The sequence below is a fragment of the Luteibacter anthropi genome (genome assembly GCF_023699965.1).
Taxonomy (GTDB): Bacteria; Pseudomonadota; Gammaproteobacteria; order Xanthomonadales; family Rhodanobacteraceae; genus Luteibacter; species Luteibacter anthropi.
The window spans coordinates 2,372,617-2,394,706 of record NZ_CP077072.1; the positions used below are offsets into that span (position 1 = coordinate 2,372,617).

Annotated in this window: 18 protein-coding genes and 1 other RNA gene; 15 read left to right on the top strand and 4 right to left on the bottom strand. The window is 66.1% G+C overall.

What is annotated here, in order from left to right; translation table 11 throughout:
* Position 1: 1 nt before the first annotated feature.
* Genes osmF through KR767_RS10440 form a run of 4 tightly spaced genes read left to right on the top strand, consistent with a single transcriptional unit; the run spans position 2 to position 3,664 of the window.
* Complete coding sequence (gene osmF, locus KR767_RS10425) at positions 2–907, top strand: glycine betaine ABC transporter substrate-binding protein OsmF (RefSeq protein WP_250879065.1); 906 nt, start codon at positions 2–4, stop codon at positions 905–907.
* A complete protein-coding gene (locus KR767_RS10430) occupies positions 904–2,031 on the top strand; it encodes an ABC transporter permease (RefSeq protein ID WP_250879066.1) in 1,128 nt (375 codons plus the stop codon). Before osmF ends, KR767_RS10430 begins: the two co-directional genes overlap by 4 nt.
* Positions 2,028–2,957: an ABC transporter ATP-binding protein gene (locus tag KR767_RS10435; protein ID WP_250879067.1), complete on the top strand. Its 930-nt coding sequence runs from the start codon at positions 2,028–2,030 to the stop codon at positions 2,955–2,957. The genes KR767_RS10430 and KR767_RS10435 overlap by 4 nt, the downstream gene beginning before the upstream one ends.
* Positions 2,954–3,664: an ABC transporter permease gene (locus KR767_RS10440; protein ID WP_166952860.1), complete on the top strand. Its 711-nt coding sequence runs from the start codon at positions 2,954–2,956 to the stop codon at positions 3,662–3,664. The genes KR767_RS10435 and KR767_RS10440 overlap by 4 nt, the downstream gene beginning before the upstream one ends.
* 135 nt (positions 3,665–3,799) lie before the next feature.
* Here KR767_RS10440 and KR767_RS10445 read toward each other — a convergent pair whose 3' ends face one another.
* On the bottom strand, positions 3,800–5,851 hold the full coding sequence (locus KR767_RS10445; protein WP_250879068.1) for a M13 family metallopeptidase: 2,052 nt from the start codon (positions 5,849–5,851) through the stop codon (positions 3,800–3,802).
* Positions 5,852–6,065: 214 nt separating this feature from the next.
* On the opposite strand from KR767_RS10445, the gene KR767_RS10450 reads away from it, so the two are divergent.
* From KR767_RS10450 to KR767_RS10460, 3 genes are all read left to right on the top strand, one after another.
* Entirely contained in the window at positions 6,066–6,842 is a 777-nt protein-coding gene (locus KR767_RS10450) for an iron-containing redox enzyme family protein (RefSeq protein WP_250879069.1), read from the top strand.
* A gap of 59 nt (positions 6,843–6,901) precedes the next feature.
* Positions 6,902–9,646 (top strand): putative bifunctional diguanylate cyclase/phosphodiesterase, encoded by a 2,745-nt coding sequence (locus KR767_RS10455; protein ID WP_250879070.1) that lies wholly within the window; start codon positions 6,902–6,904, stop codon positions 9,644–9,646.
* Between the two features lie 72 nt (positions 9,647–9,718).
* Positions 9,719–10,393, top strand: coding sequence for an HAD family hydrolase (locus KR767_RS10460; RefSeq protein WP_166952873.1), 675 nt, complete (start codon positions 9,719–9,721; stop codon positions 10,391–10,393).
* A 252-nt stretch (positions 10,394–10,645) separates the two neighbouring features.
* Here KR767_RS10460 and KR767_RS10465 read toward each other — a convergent pair whose 3' ends face one another.
* From KR767_RS10465 to rsmI, 3 genes are all read right to left on the bottom strand, one after another.
* Positions 10,646–11,014: a YraN family protein gene (locus KR767_RS10465; RefSeq protein WP_166952876.1), complete on the bottom strand. Its 369-nt coding sequence runs from the start codon at positions 11,012–11,014 to the stop codon at positions 10,646–10,648.
* A gap of 29 nt (positions 11,015–11,043) precedes the next feature.
* Entirely contained in the window at positions 11,044–12,864 is a 1,821-nt protein-coding gene (locus KR767_RS10470; protein ID WP_166952879.1) for a penicillin-binding protein activator, read from the bottom strand.
* Between the two features lie 263 nt (positions 12,865–13,127).
* Positions 13,128–13,955 carry a 16S rRNA (cytidine(1402)-2'-O)-methyltransferase gene (rsmI, locus tag KR767_RS10475; protein ID WP_250879071.1) on the bottom strand — a complete coding sequence of 276 codons (828 nt, stop codon included), beginning with the start codon at positions 13,953–13,955 and terminating at the stop codon, positions 13,128–13,130.
* Positions 13,956–14,013: 58 nt separating this feature from the next.
* Here rsmI and rnpB point away from each other — a divergent pair.
* From rnpB to mraY, 8 genes are all read left to right on the top strand, one after another.
* Positions 14,014–14,379, top strand: an RNA gene (gene rnpB, locus KR767_RS10480) — RNase P RNA component class A.
* Positions 14,380–14,677: 298 nt separating this feature from the next.
* Positions 14,678–15,124, top strand: coding sequence for a division/cell wall cluster transcriptional repressor MraZ (mraZ, locus tag KR767_RS10485; protein ID WP_166952885.1), 447 nt, complete (start codon positions 14,678–14,680; stop codon positions 15,122–15,124).
* Positions 15,125–15,168: 44 nt separating this feature from the next.
* Positions 15,169–16,092, top strand: a complete 924-nt coding sequence (gene rsmH, locus KR767_RS10490; RefSeq protein WP_166952888.1) for a 16S rRNA (cytosine(1402)-N(4))-methyltransferase RsmH — start codon at positions 15,169–15,171, stop codon at positions 16,090–16,092.
* Entirely contained in the window at positions 16,089–16,361 is a 273-nt protein-coding gene (gene ftsL / locus KR767_RS10495) for a cell division protein FtsL (RefSeq protein WP_166952891.1), read from the top strand. Before rsmH ends, ftsL begins: the two co-directional genes overlap by 4 nt.
* The gene (locus KR767_RS10500; protein WP_250879072.1) at positions 16,358–18,163 is read left to right on the top strand and encodes a peptidoglycan D,D-transpeptidase FtsI family protein; all 1,806 of its coding nucleotides are present in this window, start codon (positions 16,358–16,360) and stop codon (positions 18,161–18,163) included. Before ftsL ends, KR767_RS10500 begins: the two co-directional genes overlap by 4 nt.
* Positions 18,164–18,165: 2 nt before the next feature.
* Positions 18,166–19,653, top strand: coding sequence for a UDP-N-acetylmuramoyl-L-alanyl-D-glutamate--2,6-diaminopimelate ligase (locus tag KR767_RS10505; protein ID WP_250879148.1), 1,488 nt, complete (start codon positions 18,166–18,168; stop codon positions 19,651–19,653).
* Positions 19,650–21,014, top strand: a complete 1,365-nt coding sequence (locus tag KR767_RS10510) for a UDP-N-acetylmuramoyl-tripeptide--D-alanyl-D-alanine ligase (protein WP_250879073.1) — start codon at positions 19,650–19,652, stop codon at positions 21,012–21,014. Before KR767_RS10505 ends, KR767_RS10510 begins: the two co-directional genes overlap by 4 nt.
* Positions 21,004–22,086, top strand: coding sequence for a phospho-N-acetylmuramoyl-pentapeptide-transferase (mraY, locus tag KR767_RS10515; protein ID WP_166952897.1), 1,083 nt, complete (start codon positions 21,004–21,006; stop codon positions 22,084–22,086). Before KR767_RS10510 ends, mraY begins: the two co-directional genes overlap by 11 nt.
* Positions 22,087–22,090 lie beyond the last annotated feature (4 nt).

Sequence of the window (22,090 nt, forward strand, 5' to 3'; positions counted from 1 at the left end):
CTTGCGGCGCATCCTTGTCGCCCTGCTGTGTCTGCTCTGCATAGCCGTCGCCCAGGCGGAGGTACCGGTGCGGGTGGGTTCCAAGGCGGACAACGAGGGTGCCGTGCTGGGGCAGATCGTGCTCCAGGTATTGCGCCGCGAAGGGATCCCGGTGGCGGATCGCACGCAGCTCGGGCCTACCTCGATCGTGCGGCGCGCGCTCGTCAACGGCGATCTCGACGTGTATCCGGAATACACGGGCAATGCAGGTTTCTTCTTCCATCGGGAGGCCGACCCTGCATTCCGGGATGCTGCGCGGGCCTATGCGCTGGCTTCGTCGCTCGACCGGGAGGCAAACCACCTGGTCTGGCTGCACCCCGCGCCAGCCGACAATCACTGGGCCATCGGCGTGCGTGCGGATGTTGCAAAGGCCAACCGATTGCGCACGCTGGATGACTTCGCACGCTGGGTGAATGGCAACGGACGCGTCTATCTGGCGGGATCGGCGGAATTCGTGGAAAGCGATGCGGCGTTGCCTGCGTTCCAGGCCGCCTATGGTTTTCGCCTGCGCGGTGACCAACTGCTTGTGCTGGCCGGTGGCGATACCTCCGCCACCATCAAGGCTGCCGCCGAGGGTACGTCGGGGGTGAATGCGAGCATGGTCTATTCCACGGACGGGGCCCTGGCGATGACCGGGCTGGTGGTTCTTGAGGACCCGCGTCACGTCGAGATGGTCTACCAGCCTGCGCCCGTCGTACGCGAACAAGTACTGAAACGGTATCCGGTGATGCGCGATGCACTGGAAAAGGCCTTTCGCCCGCTGACCGTCGAGGTGTTGCAGCATCTCAATGCGCGCACGCAGATCGATGGTGAGGATGCATCGAAGGTGGCCGCCGATTATCTGCGCGGGCAGGGCGCCGGGCCATGACGGACAGCGCCCGTATTGCCCGTTTCCTGCCGGTGGTCATCCTGTGCGCCATCGGTATCGCGGCGGCCGGGCTGCCCTTCCTGCATGTGGCGCCCAATCGATTGCTCAGTGGTGTGCCGCAAAACCCGGATCCGATCGCTCTGCTCGTCGCGTGGTTGCTTGTTGCCGTGGCGGGATGTTCGCGGTTCCGCTGGCTGGCGACAGCCTGCACGGCCGCCATGGTGATCACCTTGCCATGGCTTGCGGGCCATGATGCAACGCAGTTGCTGGAAGGTGCATCGTCCACCACGCGTATCCAGACGGGTGCCGGTTTCTGGACGATGTGGCTTGCCGCCCTGCTGTTGCTGCTGGACCGCGTGCGTGGTCTTCGCATCGCCTGGCAGGCAGGTATCTGGGGGGGTGTGGCGTTTGTCCTCGTCCTTGGCGGCATGGCCGGCGCTTTCGATAACGTTGCCGTCATGCGTGAGTATCACGCGCAGCGTGGTGCCTTTCTCGATGCCTTGCAGACTCATCTGGTGTTGTCGCTGATCACCCTTGCGCTTGCCCTCGCGCTGGGTCTGCCGCTGGGCGTATGGGCCTGGCGTGCGAAACGGGCAGGGGGCATGTTGCTCGGGGTGTTTTCGTTCTTCCAGACCGTGCCCTCCCTGGCGCTGTTCGCCTTGCTGATCGGCCCGTTCGCGTGGCTTGCCCGCCAGTGGCCTGCGCTGGCTTCCCTCGGCTTTGGTGGCACGGGCGCGGCGCCGGCAGTGTTCGCACTGGTGCTTTACGCGTTGCTTCCCGTGTTGCGCTACACCGTCACCGGGCTCGATGCCGCACCGGTGGATGCACGCGAGGCGGCGCGTGGGCTGGGCATGAGCCGCTGGCAGCTGTTGACCCGGGTGCAGGTGCCGCTTGGTCTGCCCGTGTTGCTGGCCGGGTTGCGTATCGTGGCGGTGCAGACCGTGGGCCTGGCGGCCGTGGCGTCGCTGATCGGCGCAGGTGGCCTGGGGCGTTTCGTCTTCCTCGGTATCGGACAGGGAGCTACCGATATGGTGTTGCTGGGTACGCTGGCGATCATCGCGCTGGCGCTTGCGATGGACCTGCTTTTCCAGGGATTGCACGCATTGGCGGAGTCGCGTTCATGATCGTCTTCGAAGGCGTGAGTAAGCACTTTGCGGATCGAACGGTGATCGATGCGCTGGATCTTCGCGTGGAGGACGGCGAATTCTTCGTGCTGGTGGGGCCTTCAGGTTCGGGCAAGTCCACCCTGCTGCGCATGGTCAATCGCCTGGTGACGCCAGACAGCGGGCGGGTGCTGGTCGATGGCGACGACATCGCCATGATGGACGTGGAGCAGCTTCGCCGTGGTATCGGCTATGCCATCCAGTCGGTGGGCCTGTTTCCCCATCGCACGGTGGCCGAGAACATCGCGACGGTGCCGCGGCTGCTCGGCTGGTCGAAGCAGGACATCGCTTCGCGGGTAGGCGAGTTGCTCCATCTGTTGAAGCTGGATGAACCGGGCATCGGCGATCGTTATCCGCGTACGCTGTCCGGAGGCCAGCAGCAGCGCGTCGGCGTGGCGCGGGCGCTGGCGGCCCGGCCCCGCATCGTCCTGATGGATGAGCCGTTTGGCGCGCTCGATCCTTTGACGCGCGAATCCCTGCAAGCGAGCCTGCGCACGATCCAGCGGGAAACGGCGACGACGATCCTGTTCGTTACGCACGACATGGACGAGGCGTTCGGCCTGGGGGATCGCGTGGGCCTCATGCTCGATGGCCACCTCGTGCAAGTGGGGACACCTCTGCAATTGATTCGTGAGCCCGCCGATGACCGGGTTCGCGAGTTCGTGGGTGGATCGCGTGCGCATCTGCGTGCGCTGGCGATTCGTCCGGTGCGGGAGCGGCTTCGGCATGGAGAAACCGCGGAAGGCGAGGCGGTGGATATCGCTGCCAGCCTTCAGGAGGCGCTGGGCGCGATGCTGGCGCAGGGGCGTGATCGTCTGCCGGTGACGGAAGGCGGCCACGTGGTGGGATCGATTGCACTGGTCGATCTGGTGGACGGGAAACGATGAGGGCGATGCTTCCGTTGCTGGGCCTGCTGGCGCTGCTGCTGGTGTTGCCGCACGCATCGCCCTGGTTCCACGCGTGGATGCCCGAACTGTCGCATCCGTTGTATACGCGTACGCCATTTCATGTGCTGACGCTTGCGCATCTGGCCCTGGTGCTAGGTGCGACGCTGGTGGCGACCGTGCTGGGTCTTTCGCTGGGCATTCTGGCGACGCGACCTGCGGGTCGTTCGCTGTTGCCGACGGTGCGCGCGGTGGCAGTGATCGGCCAGACGTTTCCGCCTGTGGCGGTGCTGGCCATTGCGGTGCCGTTGCTGGGATTTGGCGCGGCGCCGACCTTCGTGGCACTCGTGCTCTACGGCGTGTTGCCCGTATTGGGCCAGACCGTCGCGGGCCTGGATGCGGTATCTCCCGCCGCACTTCACGCCGCCGATGGCATGGGCTACGGCCGCTGGCGTCGCCTGTGGGACGTGGAACTGCCGCTGGCGGCGGGCCCGATCATGGCCGGCATTCGTCTTTCCGCCATCGTGAGCATCGGCACGGCCACGATCGGCTCGGCGGTAGGCGCCACGACGCTGGGCTCGCCCATCGTCGAGGGCCTGGTGGGCAACAACACCGCCTACGTTCTGCAAGGCGCCCTTCTGGTAGGCGCCCTGGCCCTCACCCTCGACGGCATGCTGGCCTGGCTGGAACAAAAACTCCGCCCCTTGTAGGAGCGCGCCTGCGCGCGACCGGTTGTCGCGAAGAAATCATTCCTTCGCGACAACCGGTCGCGCGCAAGGCGCGCTCCTACACGAGCAGGACTACGAGATTTTCAGGCGTTGGGTCGCATCGAGCACGAGCGGGGGTCACCAGATTTTTACGCGCTGGGTGGGGTCGAGGTAGAGCTTCTGGCCGGCCTGCGGCTTGAATGCGTCGTACCAGGGATCGAGGTTGCGTACCGTCTGTGCGCGGAACTGGCCCGGGGCGTGTCCGTCGCCGATGACCTGCTGGCGCATCGCTGCGTCGCGGGTCTTTTCACGCCAGCTCTGCGCGAAGGCGAGGAAGAAGCGCTGGTCGCCGGTGAGGCCGTCGATGACCGGCGCCGGCTTGCCGCCCAGGCTCTCCTTGTAGGCCGCGTAGGAGATGGTGAGGCCGGAGAGGTCGGCGATGTTCTCGCCCAGCGTCTGCTGGCCGTTGACGTGCAGGCCGGGCAGCGGTTCGTACTGGTCGAACTGCTTCACCAGGCGCTGGCCGGCGTCCTTGAAGTGCTTCTGGTCGGCGTCGGTCCACCAGTTGGCGAGCTTGCCCTGGGCATCGAACTCGGCGCCGGTGTTGTCGAAGCTGTGGCTGATTTCATGGCCGATCACGGCGCCGATGGAACCGTAGTTGGACGCGGCGTCGGCCTTCGGATCGAAGAACGGCGCTTCGAGGATCGCGGCGGGGAAGTTCAGCGCGTTCTGCAACGGCAGGTTCACGGCGTTGACCGTCTGCGGGGTCATCCACCATTCGTCGCGGTCTACCGGCTTGCCGAGCTTGGCGACCTGGTGGTGGTACTCGGCCAGTTCGGCGCGCTGGTGATTGCCCAGGGCGTCGTCCGGGCGGATGTCGAGGCCTGCGTAGCTGCGCCAGGTGTCCGGATAACCCACACCGACCTTGATGGTGGCGATCTTGGCCTTGGCTTTCTGGCGGGTGGCGGGCGACATCCATTCCAGGGTGTCCACGCGGGCGTCGAAGGCCTTCAGGATGTTTTTCACCATGTCCTGCACTTCGGCGCGCGAGGAGGCGGGGAAGTACTTCTTCACGTAGATCTGGCCCACGGCATCGCCGAGGTCGCTATTGACGGCGCCCAGGCCGCGTTTCCAGCGGTCGCGCTGCTTCGGCGTGCCAGTGAGAGTCTTGCCGTAGAACTCGAACGAGGCCTCGTCGAAGGCCTTCGGTAGCACGAAGGTGTTTTCGCTGATGGCGTGAAAGCGCAGCCAGGCCTTCCAGGTGTCCAGCGGTTCGCTGGCGACGAGCGCGGCAAACTTCGTCACCGTGGCCGGCTGCCAGACGATGAAGGTGGGCTGGTCGTCGAGGCCGGCGGCCTTGAAGTAGGCGTTCCAGTCGATGCCCGGGGCCTTCGTGGCGAACTCGCCGCGCTTCCACGGATTGTTGGCCTTGTGGATGTCCTCGCTCTCCACGATGGAGGCCTGCGCTTGGGCCAGCTTGGTTTCCAGCGCGACGATGGCCTTCGCCTTGGCGGCGGCATCGGGCGTGCCGGCGTGGGAGAGCAGGGTTTCGACGAAGGTGGCGTATTTGGTGCGCGCTTCCACCATGTCCTTGTCGTTCTTCAGGTAGTAGTCGCGGTTGGGCATGCCCAGGCCGCCCTGCAGGAGGTACGGGTAATTCTTCGACGGGTCTTCGAGGCCCTGGGCCACGAACAGGCCGAGCAGGTGGCCGGTGTCGAGGTTGGTGGCATTGATGGGGTCGACGTCGGCGCGCAGCTGGGCCCCCAGGGCCGTGGAGAGGGCCTGCTTGTCGGCGATGGCATCGATGGCGGCCAGTTCGGGCTGGAGCGGCTTCAGGCCTGCCTTCTCGATACCGGCCTGGTCCATGAAGGCCTTGTAGTAGTCGGCGATCAGGCGCTCGTTGCTGCCCGCCGGCGCGTTGGCCGCGGCGGCCTCTTTCACGAGGTCGGCGTTGCGCTTCTCGGCCTTCTGGAACACCTGCAGGAAGATGCCCGTGCTGGCGCGGTCGGCGGGGATCTGCGCCGTTTTCTTCCAGTTGCCGTTGGCATAGCCATCGAAGTCGTCGCCGGGCTTCACCGCGTGGTCGATGCCCTTCAGGTCCACGCCCGAGGGTGGCTCCGCGGCTGCGACGGTGGAGGACGCCAGCGCGCAGGCGATGGCGGTGGCGAGCAGCCGGTGGATGGTGGCCATGAGGGCTCCTTGGGCGTGGAAAGGGGCGTCCACGATAGCCCCGCACCTGGCTGTCGTGTGTATGACCAATGGCACCCCCGTATCCGGCAAAGCGTGACGGGGGATGTGCCCTAATGGCTGTCCGGCCCCGCAATGGGGACCGGCTGGGCGGGCCGTGGGTCGCCCCGGTCTGCCCGGACCTTCCAATGGCAGCTGATCTTTAGGGAGATCACTTATGAACGCTCGTTTCGAACTCACCGGCCCGCAGATGGACATCGCCAGCTATCCGACCTGGGCACAGGACATGGTGTCCTCCTGTGCGGATGCCCGTGCGGCCATCGTCCGTCATGACATGTGGTCGGCGATGTGTGCCGCCACGCTCGATGCCCAGACCACCCGCCACTTCATGGTGGGCGTGTGGCCGGTCATCGAGGGTTTTCCGGGGTACATGGCCCGTAGCCTGCTCAAGACCCAGTACGGCCGCAGCCGGGGCGACGATCTCGCCCGTCGCTGGCTCGTGCGCAACATCCGGGTAGAGCAGAACCACGCGGAGTACTGGCTCAACTGGGCGGAATCGGCGGGGGTGTCCCGCGAGGAGGTCCTTTCGGGTGAACCGCCCAAGGGCTCCCAGGCCCTGGCCGACTGGTGCCAGGAGGTGTCCCGGCATGATTCACTGGCCGCGGGCATGGCCGCCACCAACTATGCGGTGGAGGGCGCGACCGGGGATTGGTCGCAAATTGTCTATGAAAGCGTGGCATATGCGGAAAGTCTGCCGATTTCCGGCCGCAAAGCCGGTTTGCGCTGGCTTCAGCTGCACGCCGCGTATGACGATACCCATCCGTGGGAGGCTCTTGAAATCGTCTGCACCTTGCTGGGAAGCAACCCTCCGGTAGACCAGGTCGAACACGTGAAGGAATGCGTCCGTCGTAGTTACGTCGCCATGACGGTGACGCTGGATCGTTGCATGGACGGCATCCTCTCCATCCGCAAGTTGAACGAGGCAGCCGCGTAACTCGTAAGTTGCAGCTGAAGTAGCGCAATATCACGTCGGTTTGAGGAATCGGGGATTCGATGCGACGCATTGAAGCCAGTCAACAGCGACCGCTCGCAAGGCGCCTGAGGCCTCTGGCCTATGCGCTTGTCGCCGTCGTGGGCCTCATCCTCACCCTGACGTGGGTCGCGCTGCAGACCCAGGTGACTCTCGCCGGTTTCCTCAACGGCGAGAGTCTTTGGTCGAAGGCCCAGAAGCAGTCGGTGATCGACCTGGACGATTACGCCCGTCACGGGCGTGCTGACGACCTGATCGGTTTCAGACGTAACTATGCCGTGCTGATGGCCGACCGCGCGGCGCGCGACTCCATCGCCAGTGGCAGCTTTTCCCATGCCGAGGTCGAAGACGACTTCGCGCGTGGCGGGGTCATCCCCGAGGCCATCCCCGGGATGGTCTTCATCTTCCAGCATTTCTCCGGCATGCCGTACGTGCGCGAGGCCATTACGGAATGGCGCTCGGTCGACGACAGCCTTGCCGAGATGAACCGTATCGCCGACCGCCTGGAAAAGGGCTATGCGGACGGCAGCCTGACCCAGGCGGATCTCGATGCGGAGCGCGTGCGCATCGGTGACCTCAATCGCTTCATCGAACCGCGTGCCAAGGCTTTCTCGCTGGATATCGCCAACGGCGCCTCCTGGCTGGGCCGGGTGCTGTTCTTCACGGTGCTTGGCGTGGCGGCGTTTGCCTCGGCGTTGTGGCTGCGCTTCGCCAGCCGCATCCTCGCGGGCATCCGTGGCACGGAGGAGCGTTACAGCCTGCTGTTCGACAGCGCCGCCGATGCCATCTTCATGGTAGACGAGGAAACCGGGCGCATCCTCGATGCAAACCGTCGCGCGGCCGCCTGGATCGGATGCGCGCGACACGACCTTACCGGTATCCAGCTGTCGAGCCTTTTCACGGAGGGTTCGGCCTATTCCGGCGTGGGCACGTTGCGCAACACGGAAGGTGCGACGCGCCCCGTGGAAACGCAGAGCAGTCTCGTGGTGTGGGGTTCTCGCCAGGTATGCCAGGCCATCGTGCGCGATATTTCCGATCGCGTGGCGATGGAGCAGGAGCGCAAGATCGCCGCCGAGGCACTGGCGAGCATCGCCGAGGGCGTGATCATCGCCGACGCGGATCGTCGCGTGACCACGGCCAATGCGGCGATGACGAAACTCACCGGCATCTCCGTGCAGGCGCTGCGCAAGACACGCTTCGATGCCACGCGTACGCTGCCGGATGGTCGTCCGCTGCCGGCATCGCTGTGGGAAAACATTGCCGCCGGCGACAACTGGCTGGGCGAAGTGGAAAGCCGCCGCGCCGATGGAAGCACGTATCCGGAGCTGATGAGCATCAGCACGATCCGGGATTCGGACGGCCGCCCGCAGCATTACGTAGCGGTGGTCTCCGACATCACGGCGCGCAAGGCCGACCGCCAGCGCCTGCAACACATGGCCACGCACGATCCGCTCACGGGGCTGGTCACGCGTTCGGAATTCGAGCGGCTTTGCGCGGAGGCGATCACGCGCGCGGCCCACGAGCGCGGTGCCGTGGCCGTGCTTTTTGTCGATCTCGATGCATTCAAGGTCATCAACGACAGTTACAGTCACGCCACCGGCGATGCACTGCTGATGCGCGTGGCGGAACGCATCCGCGCACAGTTGTCGGCAAACGACATCGCGGGGCGCATCGGTGGTGATGAGTTCACCATTCTTCTGGGCGACCTGCGTTCGCGCGAAGAGGCCCTGGTAACAGCCGAGGCCTTGCTGGCCGCGCTGGCGCGTCCGTTCGACCTTGGCGATTACGAGTTGTACGTCAGCGCCAGCATCGGTATCGCGGGCTACCCGTTGGATGGCAACGATCCGGTCACCCTCATCGCGAACGCGGATGCCGCGATGTATGTGGCGAAAACGGAAGAGCGCAACGCATTGCGGTTCTACACGCCGAAGATGCATGCGGATGCACGGCGTCGCCTGAAGCTTGCCTCCGAGCTGCGCCAGGCGCTGGCCCGCAACGAATTCCAGTTGCTATACCAGCCCAGTGTCGAAATCCGCAGCGGGCGCATCGTGGCCGTGGAAGCACTGATCCGCTGGCGCCATCCCGAGCGCGGCGCCGTACCTCCGGATGAATTCATCCCCATTGCAGAAAGCCTCGGCCTGATCCGGCAGATCGACGAATGGGTGATGGAAACCGCCTGCGCCCAGCTGGTGGCCTGGGATCAGCTGCGCCTGCCGCCGCTGCGCGTGGCGGTGAACGTTTCCGCAGGGTCTTTTGCGCATCCGGAATTCCTTCCCGGCGTGGAGCATGCGCTTGCTACCACCGGCGTGCCCGCGAACCGCCTGCTGGTGGAGCTCACCGAGAGCGCGATCCTGCGCCTGGGCGAGGATACGGAGCGGACCATGGTCGCCCTGCACAAGCTGGGGATCGCCGTGGCGATCGACGACTTCGGCACGGGCTATTCCTCGCTGGCCTATCTGAAGCTGCCTGCCGTGGCTTATCTCAAGATCGACCGCTCCTTCATCACGGGCCTGCCGACCAATGGCAACGACGTGGCGATCACCGAGGCGATGCTGGCCATCGCCCGCAGCCTGGACCTGCACACCATCGCCGAAGGCATCGAGACCGAGCCCCAGCACGATTTCCTGCTGCGTGCCGGCTGCGAAGAGGGGCAGGGTTTCCTCTACTCGCGCCCGTTGCCGCCGGATGAAATCGCCCGCCTGCTGGCTCCCAAGGCCTCCACGGCGGCCAGCAAGCGTCTGTCGCTGGTGCCGCCCAAGCGCGCCTGAACGTTGCCGGCCTTCGGATCGTCACGGCTGTCCCCATATGATGGGCATCCGCATTCCGTACGAGGCTGTGCCGTGTCCGACCGCGATTCCATCGTCTTCCTGTTCGACGTCGACAACACCCTGATCGACAACGACCGTTTCAGCGCCGACCTGGCCGCCCGGCTGGAGCATGAATTCGGTGACGGGGGCAGGGAACGCTACAACGCCATCGACAAGGAGATTCGCGGGCAGGTGGGCTATGCCGATTACCTGGGCGTGTTGCAGCGCCTGCGTGGGCAGCAGAGCGATCGCTCGTTCATGGAGATGTCGTTCTTCCTGCTCGACTATCCGTTCGAGCAGCGGCGTTTTCCGGGTGTGCTGGAAACGATCGATCATCTGCGCACGCTGGGGCGGCCGGTGATCATGTCCGATGGCGATACGGTGTTCCAGCCGCGCAAGATCCGCCGTGCGGGGTTGTGGGAAGCCTTCCGGGAAGACGTGCTGATCTACGTGCACAAGGAAGAGATGCTCGACGACATGCAGGCACGGTATCCGGCCGATCATTACGTGATGGTGGATGACAAGCCGCGTATTCTCGTGGCGCTGAAGAAGCTGCTGGGCGATCGCGTCACCACCGTGTTCGTGAAGCAGGGGCATTACGCGGCGGCCGCGGGCAAGGAGCTGGTGGATACGCCGCCGGATATCACCGTGGAGTCGGTGGCGGACCTGGCGAAGCTGGGGCGTGAGGCGTTTCTGGCGGCGGCTTGATGCTAGTGTGACCGGTCGCGCGAGGCGTGTTCCTGCAAACGCCGCTTCGGTCCGGTCGCGCGCGAGGCGCGCTCCTACAGGGGCCGCTTTGGTCTGGTTGCGCGAGGCGCGCTCCTGCAAGGGGCGCTTCGGTCCGGTCGCGCGCGAGGCGCGCTCCTACAAGGGTCGCTTTGGTCTGGTTGCGTGCGGGCGCGCTTCTACGAGGCGGCTTGTGTAGGAGCGCGCCTTGCGCGCGACCGGATACCCGGAAACTCACCCATCAAACGCCCCTCGCACCCACTCCACCACTGCACCCTCAAACCCCACCACATCAAACCGGCACGGCCTGCGCGCATCGAACGGCCTCCCCGCCAGCCAGATATGCGCCGCGCTCACGATGCGCCGCCGCTTGGCTGCCGTGACCGATGCCAGCGCCCCGCCGAACGCGCTACCGCGTCGGTAACGCACCTCGACGAACACGACCACCTCGCCATCGCGCATCACGAGATCGATCTCGCCATGCCTGCAAAGGAAATTGGCTTGTATAAGGCGCAACCCGCGCGCCTGCAGAAACGAAAGCGCCGCGCCTTCGAAGTGGTCTCCGGTGGCGCGGCGCGGGGTGGTTTTACGAGGTGCTTTCAACGCGGACTCCTGTCCGCGCCGGTGGGGAATCAGCCGCCACCGCTCTCGACGGTGGGAGCCGTGGCCGGCGCTTCGAGTTCGAGACTACCGGCGACCGGACGGGCCACGCCGTCAGTGAAGCGCGCCCAGATGAGTACGCGGCGCACGCGACCGAATTCATCGGCCACCAGCTGGCCGGTGGCACCCGGCAGGTAGCTGCCCGGGTGGCCGCGCATCCAGTCGATGTAAGGCACCAGCCCCCACGCATCCATGCCGAAGGCGAACAGACGGGCGGCCACGCCCCGGGTGGCGGGGATCGCGCCGGCCAGATCGGCGCGGCGCGGCAGGCCCGGCTGTGCGTCGAACAGCCAGGGCGCGTCGCAGAACTCCACGCCTTCGAGGTCGCGGTCCGCGGCCGCATCGTCGCTACCCGTGTAGACGTGCGAGGTGGCGAACACCGGCTGGGTGTTGCGGGTCAGGCGCAGCTGTGGCATCAGCAGGCGGGCCTGCTGCGGCTTCATGCTGAGGAAGACACCACCATCGGTATCGCCCTCCGGCGTGGCGCCTATGCCGGCGCCGGAAAGCTGCGAGGCGAAGTCGATGCTGGTGGCGTCAAGCGTGACCTGCCCGGCGAGCTTGCCGCCACGGGCCTGCCATTCCGCCTTGAAGGCATTGCCTGCGCGGCGTGCGAAGTCGTCGGTGGATACGATCACCACCGCCGAGTGCAGGCCACGGTCGGCCATGTGGTCGGCCACCTGCGCGCCTTCGGTTTCCGGCAGCAGGCCGAATTCGTTGGCGCCGGACGGCGGCAGGTTCTTGTTGTCGTTGGGATAGTTCAGCGTGAGCATCGGCGCGGGCAGCGCGCCCTTGGCGAAGATCGCCGAGACGCCGTCGCGGTTGAGCGGGCCCACCACGAAACGGGCACCTTCGGACACCGCCTTGTCGTAGGCGGCGACCGCGTGCGACGCGTCATTGCCGGAGTCGTAGACAGCGACCTCCGGGCGCGGCGCATTGGTATGCGCCGCATCGATGTAGTTCGCGAAGAAGCCGTCGCGGATGGCGGCACCGGCACCGGCGAGCGGGCCGGTGAGCGGCAACAGCAGGGCGACCTTGGTGGGCACCTTGTAGCCTTCGCGCACGCCCTTGTCGCCGGTGACCGTGCCCACGGCCTGATCGAGCACGGCAGGCGAGCGCGTGGCGCTGCCGAGCTGGGTCTGTGCCTCGAGCACCCAGGGGCGCAGCGGATCGTTCGCCGGCAGCGCATTGCCACGGGTGGCCAGCGGTTCGGCGCCGAGCCCGGTGAGCAGGGCGAGGATCTCCTTGCGATTCTGTTCGCGGTCGATGCCGCGCAGCTGGCCGTCAAGATCGACGCGGGTCTGGGCGGCGCTCCACGGATCGCCCGATGCGGCCTGGGCGCGGGCATGCAGTTCGGTCAGGCGCTGTTCGATCTGCGGGGACACACGCGACGACGGCTTGCCGGTAAGCGACAGGGCGGTGGCCGGGTCGTTCTTCTTCAGGGCGAGTTCGGCGCGAAGGGCGTCGAAGCGCAGGGCGTCCTCGCCTTCCAGTCGCGAGCGGCGAATGTCACCAAGCACCGGCGCGGCGCGGTCGAGGGCGCCTTCCTGCCGGTACGACTCGGCGGCGAGCAGGCGGAAGTAGTCCCGATGATCGGAGTCCTGGTTGGCCAGGGCGAGGTAGGCCTGCGCCGCCTGGTCGAACTGGCCCTTGGTGTAGAGCGCCTGCGCGGCCTGGGTGGCCTCGCCGGTGGGTGCCGTGCCGTGGGGCTGGGTCGTCGTGCCGCCCTGGGTGGCACAGCCGGCGAGGCCGGCAGTCAGCAGGAGGCCGAGGGTAGTGGCACGCATCGCTCGCATCGGAGTTTCCTTTGGTAACGCGGGAGGCGCCCTCCGGCGCCGAAACGCCCGGATCATAGCCCATCGCTTCGCGAGCCCGGCGTGATCGGGCGCGGGGTGTGACGTGGCGGTAGGGGGCGGTTTATCGGAGGAGGGCGCAGGCCACGTGGGGTTTGGCGTATGCGTTGTGACCGGTCGCGCGCAGGCGCGCTCCTACAGTGAGCGCCTGTGTAGGAGCGCGCCTGCGCGCGACCGGCGAAGCCGAATGTCGGCTGACAGGAAGCTCAAGCCCCGTAAAGCGCCTTGCGCGGCGCACCGGTAATCGCAGCCGCCAGCTTCGCAGCCTTGGCCGGCGGTAGTTCCTCTTTAAGGATGCCGAACACCCGCAGCCCCTCGGCCAGGCGTTCGTCTTCACCCGCCTCACGACCGCCCACCATCACCACGAACTCGCCCTTCTGCTGGTTCGGGTCTGCGGTGACGCGCTCCACCAGCTCGCCCAGCGGTGCACCGAGCACCGTCTCGAACAGCTTGGTCAGCTCGCGCGCCATCACCGCCTCGCGGTCGGCGCCGAACACCTCGCGCATGTCTTCCAGGCACTCGACGATGCGATGCGACGACTCATAGAAGATAAGCGTGCGCGATTCGCCGGCCAGTTCGGTCAGGCGCGAACGCCGTGCGCCGCCCTTGGCGGGCAGGAAGCCTTCGAAGATGAATCGATCGCTCGGCAGGCCAGCCACCGACAGCGCGGCGACGACGGCGCTGGGGCCTGGCACGGGACTGGCCTTCAGGCCGGCAGCCCGCACGGCGCGCACCAGGCGAAACCCCGGATCACTGATAAGCGGCGTACCGGCATCGGAAACCAGGGCCACGTCGTCGCCCTGTCGCAGACGCTCCACCAGCGCATCCACCGCCGTGCGCTCGTTGTGGTCGTGCAGTGCCACCAGTGGTGTATCGATGCCCAGGTGCTGGAGCAGTGGACGGGTATGCCGGGTGTCTTCCGCGGCGATCACGGCCACCTTGCGCAGGGTCTCGATGGCGCGTGCGCTGATGTCGTCACGATGCCCGATGGGCGTGGCGACGACGTACAGGGTGCCGGGGCGGGAGGAGGACATCGGGGTTTCCGCGGTGACTGGCCGGTCATTCTAGCGAGCATGGCGTATAATCGGCGGTGGAGTCGGCCGGACAGTCGCGTCGCACCTTGTGTGCATCGAGGAAAGTCCGGGCTCCACAGGGCAGGGTGCCAGGTAACTCCTGGGCAGCGTGAGCTGACGGCCAGTGCAACAGAGAGCAGACCGCCGATGGCCCCGCAAGGGGATCAGGTAAGGGTGAAAGGGTGCGGTAAGAGCGCACCGCGTGCGGGGCTAACGTCGCACGGCACGGTAAACCCCACCCGGAGCAAGACCAAATAAGGGAACCATGACGCGGCCCGCGTCGTTCCCGGGTAGGTTGCTAGAGCCTGGCGGTGACGCCAGGCCGAGAAGAATGACTGTCTCGTCGCAAGACGTACAGAACCCGGCTTACAGGCCGACTCCAACCTTTCGTTGCGATCGGGGCATCCCATGCCCCGATCGCGCTTCTCCCACCAATCTCCACGACCCTCTGCCGCCTACACGTCAATTTCACGGCGTGCGGGACGCCTTCGCACAGGCGTTTCCGTCAAAAAATCCCCGCGATTCAACCACCTTCCGCTGGTTCCTCAGAAAAGGCTGGAATTGGTCATGAATGGCAGCTTTCTCTTTGATTCACAAGAAAAAATTCCTTGACAGTCTCAAGGGGCGAGACTATCGTGGGCTCCAGTGTGAAATCGTGGGATTTAGTGGGGTAGCCAGCAGACATGTTTCAAGGCGAAACCGCCATCACGGTCGACGACAAAGGTCGTCTGACGATTCCGACTTCTTATCGGGATCTGGTGGCTGACGCCTGCGCAAACCGTCTGGTGATTACCTACAACCCATTCGAGACGGGATGCCTTTGGATTTTCCCGTATGCCGAGTGGGAGCAGGTCCGCGACCAGGTCAATGCGCTGCCCAGCGTGAAGGCCGTCCACCGTGCGTTGCAGATGAAGCTGGTGGGCGCAGCCGCGATCGTCGAACCCGACGGCGCAGCACGCGTCCTCCTTCCGGCCAGTCAGCGCGCCGCGGCGGGCATAGAAAAAAAAGCCGTGTTGCTGGGCATGGGCAACAAGTTCGAGCTTTGGAGCGAACAGGCCCACCTCGCCAAGATCAGGCAGACGATCGGCGAGGACGAGATCAGCGACGACATGGCGGAGCTGCGGTTGTAACGACTAACTGAACTTAAGAAGTAGAACGGGAGCGGGATGTGGCGATGGCGGGGCGCGAAGTGCACATCCCGGTGATGCTCGAAGAAGCGGTGGAGGGCCTCGCCTTGCGCGAGAACGGGCGTTATCTGGACGGGACATTCGGTCGGGGCGGTCACGCCCGGGCCATCCTTGCCCGGTTGTCCGCCGACGGCCGCCTGTATCTGATGGATCGCGATCCCACGGCCATTGCCGTGGCCGAGGCTGGCCTCGCCACCGATCCGCGTGTTTCCCTGCGCCACGACAATTTCGCCACGATGGGCGAATGGCCGGCACTCGAAGGTGGCCTCGACGGCATCCTGCTCGACCTGGGCGTCTCGTCGCCGCAGCTCGATGACGCAAGCCGCGGCTTCAGCTTCATGGGCGATGCACCGCTCGACATGCGCATGGACACCACCCGCGGCATCAGCGCAGCCGACTTCCTGGCCGAAGCCAGCGAGGCAGAGATCGCCGACGTGCTGTGGACCTTCGGCGAAGAGCGCTTCAGCCGTCGTATCGCCAAGACCATCGTTGAGCGTCGCGCCACGGCACCGATCGCCCGCACCGGCGAGCTGGCCGAACTGGTCGCCCGCTGCGTCGGTCGCCGCGAGCCGGGCAAGAATCCAGCCACCCGCACCTTCCAGGCGCTGCGCATCCGCGTGAACGCCGAGCTGGAATCCGTGGAGCGTGGCCTCGATGCCGCGCTGGAGCTGCTGAAGGTCGGCGGCCGTCTCTCGGTGATCAGCTTCCACTCGCTGGAAGACCGCACGGTGAAGCAGTTCATCCGCTCGCACGAGGGGCGTGTGCAGGGCAATCGCCGCGCGCCGCCCGCCGAAGCCAAGACTGCGCGCCTGAAGCCGGTCGGCAAGGCCATCTTCCCCTCCGACGCCGAAGTGGCCGCGAATCCGCGCTCGCGTTCCGCCGTGCTGCGCGTGGCGGAGAAACTTGCATGAAGATCTTCGGCGCGTTCTGCCTCACGATCCTGCTGCTGGCGGTCATCGTCAGCGCGATCGGCGTGGTGTGGACGCGCCACGAGAGCCGCATCCTCTTCGTCGAGCTGTCCCGGCTGCAAAGCCAGAAGGACGACCTCGGCGTGGAATACGGCCGTCTCGAACTGGAACAGGCTACCTACGCCGAACCCAGCCGCATCGATGCAGAAGCCCGTGCCCGCCTCAGCATGTACACGCCGAAGCAGCAGGACATCCAGCTGGTGCGTCGATGAAGGCCCGTTACGGCAAGCCGGTGGTGCCGAGCCGCCGTCGCGGCCAGGGCCCCAGCCCGCGCAAGCGCATGACCGTGATGGTGGCGCTGCTGTGTATCGCCGCCTCGGGTCTGGTGGTGCGTGCCTTCGACCTCCAGGTGGTGCGCAAGCAGTTCTACCAGGATCAGGGCGACGCGCGCTTCCTGCGTGAAATGCCCATCGCCGTGTCGCGCGGCACCATCTTCGACCGCAACGGCGAGCCGCTTGCCGTGTCGACGCCGGTAGCTTCCATCTGGGCCAATCCGCCCGAAGTGCTTGAGAATGCCGACCGCATTCCCGAGCTGGCGCACGCGCTGCATGTGGATGCCGACGATCTCAAGCAGAAGATCGAAGCCCGTGCAGATAAAGAGTTCATGTACATCGCGCGCCAGATGCGTCCGGAAGACGCGCAGGCCGTCGTCGACCTGAAGATTCCCGGCATTGCGTCGCAGCGCGAGTACCGTCGTTATTACCCGTCGGGTGCAGTAAACAGCCATATCCTCGGCTTCACCAACATCGACGACCACGGCCAGGAAGGCCTGGAACTGGCTTTTGAAGAGTGGCTGGCCGGCAAGCCGGGCGCCAAGCGCGTCATCCGCGACCGCATGGGCCATGTGGTGGAAGACGTGGAACTGGTGCGCGAGCCGCAGCCGGGCCGCGACCTCACGCTGTCCATCGACCGCCGCATCCAATACCTCGCCTATAGCGCGCTCAAGGATGCGCTGGACAAGAACAAGGCCGATTCGGGCTCCATCGTGGTGATGGACGTACACACCGGCGAAGTGCTGGGCATGGCCAACCTGCCGTCGTTCAACCCGAACGCGGTGCGTGGCAGCACCCCGCAGGAACGCCGCAACCGCGCCGTCACCGACGTGGTGGAGCCGGGCTCCACCATGAAGGCGTTCACCATGGCCGCCGCACTCACCAGCGGCAAGTACACACCGACCTCGCCGCTCATCGAGACCTCGCCGGGTACGTGGATGATGGGTGGTCACCCGGTGCGCGACACGCATAACTGGGGCACGCTCACCCCGACCGGCGTCATCACCAAGTCGTCGAACGTGGGTGCCGCCAAGATCGCGATGACGCTGGATACCGATTTCCTCTACGGCATCTACAAGTCGTTCGGCATCGGCAACAGCACGGGAAGCGGCTTCCCCGGCGAAGCCTCCGGCTACCTGCCGGTGGGCCGCACCTGGAAGCCCATCGAGAAGTCGCGCCTGGCCTACGGCTACAACCTCAACGTGACGCCGCTGCAGCTGGCCACCGGCTACGCCGCCATCGGCAACGGCGGCCAGTATCGTGCGCCCAGCTTCATCAAGGGTGCGGACAACCCGCCCAACCAGGTCGTCACGCCCGACGTGGCCCATGAGCTCGTGCGCATGCTCGAGACCGTGGTCGCCCCGGGCGGCACCGGCTACGGCTTCGCGTCCGTCGCCAACTACAGCGTGGCCGGCAAGACCGGTACCTCGCACAAGAATTCCGCCGGCGGTTACTACGCCAATAACTATATTTCGCTGTTCGTGGGCATGATCCCGGCCAGCGCTCCCCGCATCGTCACCGTCGTGGTCATCAACGACCCGAAGGGTGGCCGGTACTACGGTGGCTCCGTCGCCGGTCCGGCCTTCGTCCAGGTGATGCAGGGTGCGGTGAGGCTGCTGGACATCCCGCCGGACAACGTGGGTCGCTGGTACGCCGGCGGCCCGAGCCAGGGTGGCATGATCAGTACGAACAACGCACCGCCACAAGCGGACGACAGCGCGGCGGAAGAGGTGGTCCCGTGACCATGCGCCTCGCCGATCTACTCAATGGTTTCGCCGACGCCCCGGGTGCCGGCGAAATTCTCGTTTCCGGACTCTCGCTGGATTCGCGCGCCATCATCGAGGGCAATGCCTTCGTCGCGCTGCGTGGCACGAAGGGCCATGGCATCGACTTCGCCGCGAAAGCGGTGGAGCAGGGCGCGGCCGTGATCCTGGCCGAGCCGCCGTTCGACGCCGTCGATCCGGGCGTGCCCGTGATCACCGTGAAGGATCTGCGCGAGAAGACGGGGCGCATCGCTGCCCGCTTCTACGGTTCACCGTCGCAGCCGCTCCAGGTCGTGGGTGTCACCGGCACCAACGGCAAGACCTCCACGGTGCAGCTCATCGCCCAGGCGCTGGCCTTCCTCGGCCGTAAGCCGGCCACGGTGGGCACGCTGGGTGCGGGCATGCACGGTCATATCGTCGAAGGCGAGCGCACCACGCCGGATGCGATCAGCATGCAGTCGCTGTTCGCGGATTTCCGCGAGGCCGGCGCCACGCACGTGGCGATGGAAGTGTCGTCGCATGCGCTGGAGCAGGGCCGGGTCAACGGCGTTGCCTTCGACGTGGCGGTGTTCACCAACCTCACCCGCGACCATCTCGATTACCACGGCACCATGGAAGCGTACGGGGCCGCGAAGGCGAAGCTGTTTGGCTTCGACGGCCTGCGTACGGCGGTGATCAACGTCGACGACGCCTTCGGCGTGAAGCTGGCGAAAGGCCTGGCGGAAGGCGTGACGAAGCTGCGCACGTCGATGGCCCACGAGGCCACCGAGAAGGACGCCGAGATCCGCGCCGACATCATCGTCACCTCGGCCAAGGGCCTGTCGTTCAACCTGAATACGCCGTGGGGCATGCGCACCGTGCGCAGCGCCCTGCTGGGTCGCTTCAATGTCGCCAACCTGCTCGCCGTCGCGGCGGTGCTGGGCGCACTGGACGAGCCGTTCGAGCGCATCCACGCCGCGCTGGAATCATTGCAGCCCGTCAACGGGCGCATGAGCCGTCTTGGTGGCGATGGCAAGAAGCCGCTGGTGGTGGTCGATTACTCACACACGCCCGACGCGCTGAAACAGGCCTTGCTGGCGCTGCGTTCGCATACCAAGGGTCGCCTCATCTGCGTCTTCGGCGCTGGTGGCGATCGTGACCAGGGCAAGCGCCCGATCATGGCCGGCATTGCCGAGCGCCTCGCCGATGTGGTGATCGTCACCGACGACAACCCGCGCAGCGAAGACGGCGACACCATCGTTGCCCAGATCGTGGCCGGCTTCGCCCACCCCGACACCGTCATGGTGGAGCGCGACCGCGCGTCCGCCATTGCCCTGGCCCTGGCCGATGCGAAAGCCGACGACGTCGTGCTGATCGCAGGCAAGGGCCACGAAACCTATCAGGAAGGTCCGGAGGGCAAGCAGCCCTTCGACGACCTCGCCGTCGCCCGTGAGGCGATGGCATCCAGCACCAAGGGAGCCCGCGCATGATGCGCCTTTCCGCCGTCGCCCTCTGGACTCGCGGCCGCCTGCAGGGCGCCGATACCGAGGTGACCGGCTTTTCCATCGATACCCGCAGCCTGAAGGCCGGTGACCTGTTCGTGGCGCTGCCCGGCGAGCGCGTGGACGGCCACGATTTCGTGGCCATGGCCGCCGAGCGCGGCGCCGTTGCCGCGCTGGTCACCCGTCCCGTGGATGCGCCGATCGCCCAGGTGATCGTCGACGACACCCAACTCGCGCTGGGCGACCTCGCCAGTGCCGTGCGCGCGCAGCGCAACGTGCGCGTGGTGGGCATCACCGGTTCCAACGGCAAGACCACGGTGAAGACGCTTACCGCGTCGATCCTGTCGCGCCATGGCCGCACCCACGTCAACGCCGGCAACTACAACAACGAGCTGGGCATGCCGCTGACCCTGCTGGCGATGCCCGAGGACACCCGTTACGCCGTGCTCGAAATGGGCGCCGGCAAGCCGGGCGACATCGCCTATCTCGCCGCCATCGCACGGCCCGATATCGGCCTCGTGAATTCCATTGCGCCTGCGCACCTTGAGCGCATGGGAACCATCGAAGGCGTCGCCGAGACCAAGGGCGCGCTGTACCAGGCGCTGCCGGTGGACGGCGTGGCCATCATCAACGCGGACGACGAGCGCTTCGCCGGTTTCTTTGCCGGCCTGGCCGGCTCGCGCCGCACGCTGCGTTATGCGCTGGGTCACCGCGCCGACATCGGTGCCGACATCGTCGAAGAGACCATCGACGGCACGCACTTCGTGCTGTCGACGCCCCATGGCGACGGCGACGTACGCCTGCCGCTGGCCGGTCGTCACAATGTAGCCAACGCCCTTGCGGCGGCGGCCATTGCCATCGCACTCGACGTGCCGGTGGAGACCATCGTGGAAGGGCTGGAACAGGTGCCGCGTGTCGCGGGCCGCCTCAACCTCGAACCGATGCCGGGCAACTGGACGCTCATCGACGACAGCTACAACGCCAATCCGGGTTCGGCCGCCGCCGCCATCGACACGCTGGCCCTGGCCAGGGGCGAGCGCTGGCTGATCCTGGGCGACATGGCCGAACTGGGTCCGGATGCGGTGAAGATGCATGCCGATACCGGTCGCCTCGCCCACGAGCGCGGCATCGAGCGGCTGTTCGCCATCGGTGCGAAGAGCGCGGCGGCGGCGGAGGCCTTCGGCAAGGGCGCACACCATTTCACCACGCAGGAAGCCCTCATCGAGGCGGCCTGTCATGACATCCACGCGGGCGTCACCGTCCTCGTGAAGGGGTCGCGTTCCTCCGGTATGGAGCGGGTCGCGGCAGCAATGAAGTCGTACGCTGAAGGAGCATCCCATGCTGCTTGAACTGGCGGAATGGATGGCTCGGCACTTCACGTCGCTGCATCTGTTCCAGTACATCACTTTCCGCGCCATCATGGCGGCGCTTACCGCGCTGGCCGTGTCGCTGCTGCTGGGTCCGGCCATGATCCGCAAGCTTGCCGCGCTGAAGGCCGGGCAGGTGGTGCGCAGCGATGGTCCGCAGACGCATCTTTCCAAGGCCGGAACGCCCACCATGGGCGGCACGCTGATCCTGTTCGCCATCGGCATCTCCACGCTGCTGTGGGCCGACCTCGGCAACCGCTACATCTGGGTGGTGCTGCTGGTGACCGTGGCTTTCGGCGCCATCGGCTTCTACGACGATTACCGCAAGCTGGTGCTGAAGGACAGCCGTGGCCTCGCCAGCCGCTGGAAGTACTTCTGGCAGTCGGTGTTCGGCCTGGCCGCCGCCGTGTTCCTTTACCAGACGCACCAGCTGCCGGCGGAAACTGCACTTTACGTGCCGCTGTTCAAGCAGGTGGCGCTGCCGCTGGGCGTGCTCTTCGTCGTGGTGGGCTACTTCATCATCGTGGGCTTCTCCAACGCGGTGAACCTCACCGACGGCCTCGACGGCCTCGCCATCATGCCGAGCGTGCTGGTCTCCGGTGCGCTGGGCATCTTCGCCTACCTCGCGGGCAACAAGCTGTTTTCCGAATACCTCGGCATCCCGGCCATTCCGGGTGCCGGTGAGCTGGCGATCTTCTGCAGCGCGCTGTCGGGTGCGGGTCTGGGGTTCCTCTGGTTCAACACCTACCCGGCCCAGGTCTTCATGGGCGACGTGGGTGCGCTGGCCATCGGTGCCGCGCTGGGTTGCGTCGCGCTGATCGTGCGCCAGGAAATCGTGCTGCTGGTGATGGGCGGCGTGTTCGTGATGGAAACGGCTTCCGTGATGCTTCAGGTCGCAAGCTTCAAGCTGCGTGGCAAGCGCATCTTCCGCATGGCGCCGATCCATCATCACTTCGAACTGAAAGGCTGGCCCGAGCCCCGGGTCATCGTGCGCTTCTGGATCATCAGCGTCGTGCTGGTGCTCATTGGTCTGGCTACGTTGAAGGTGCGCTAAGACA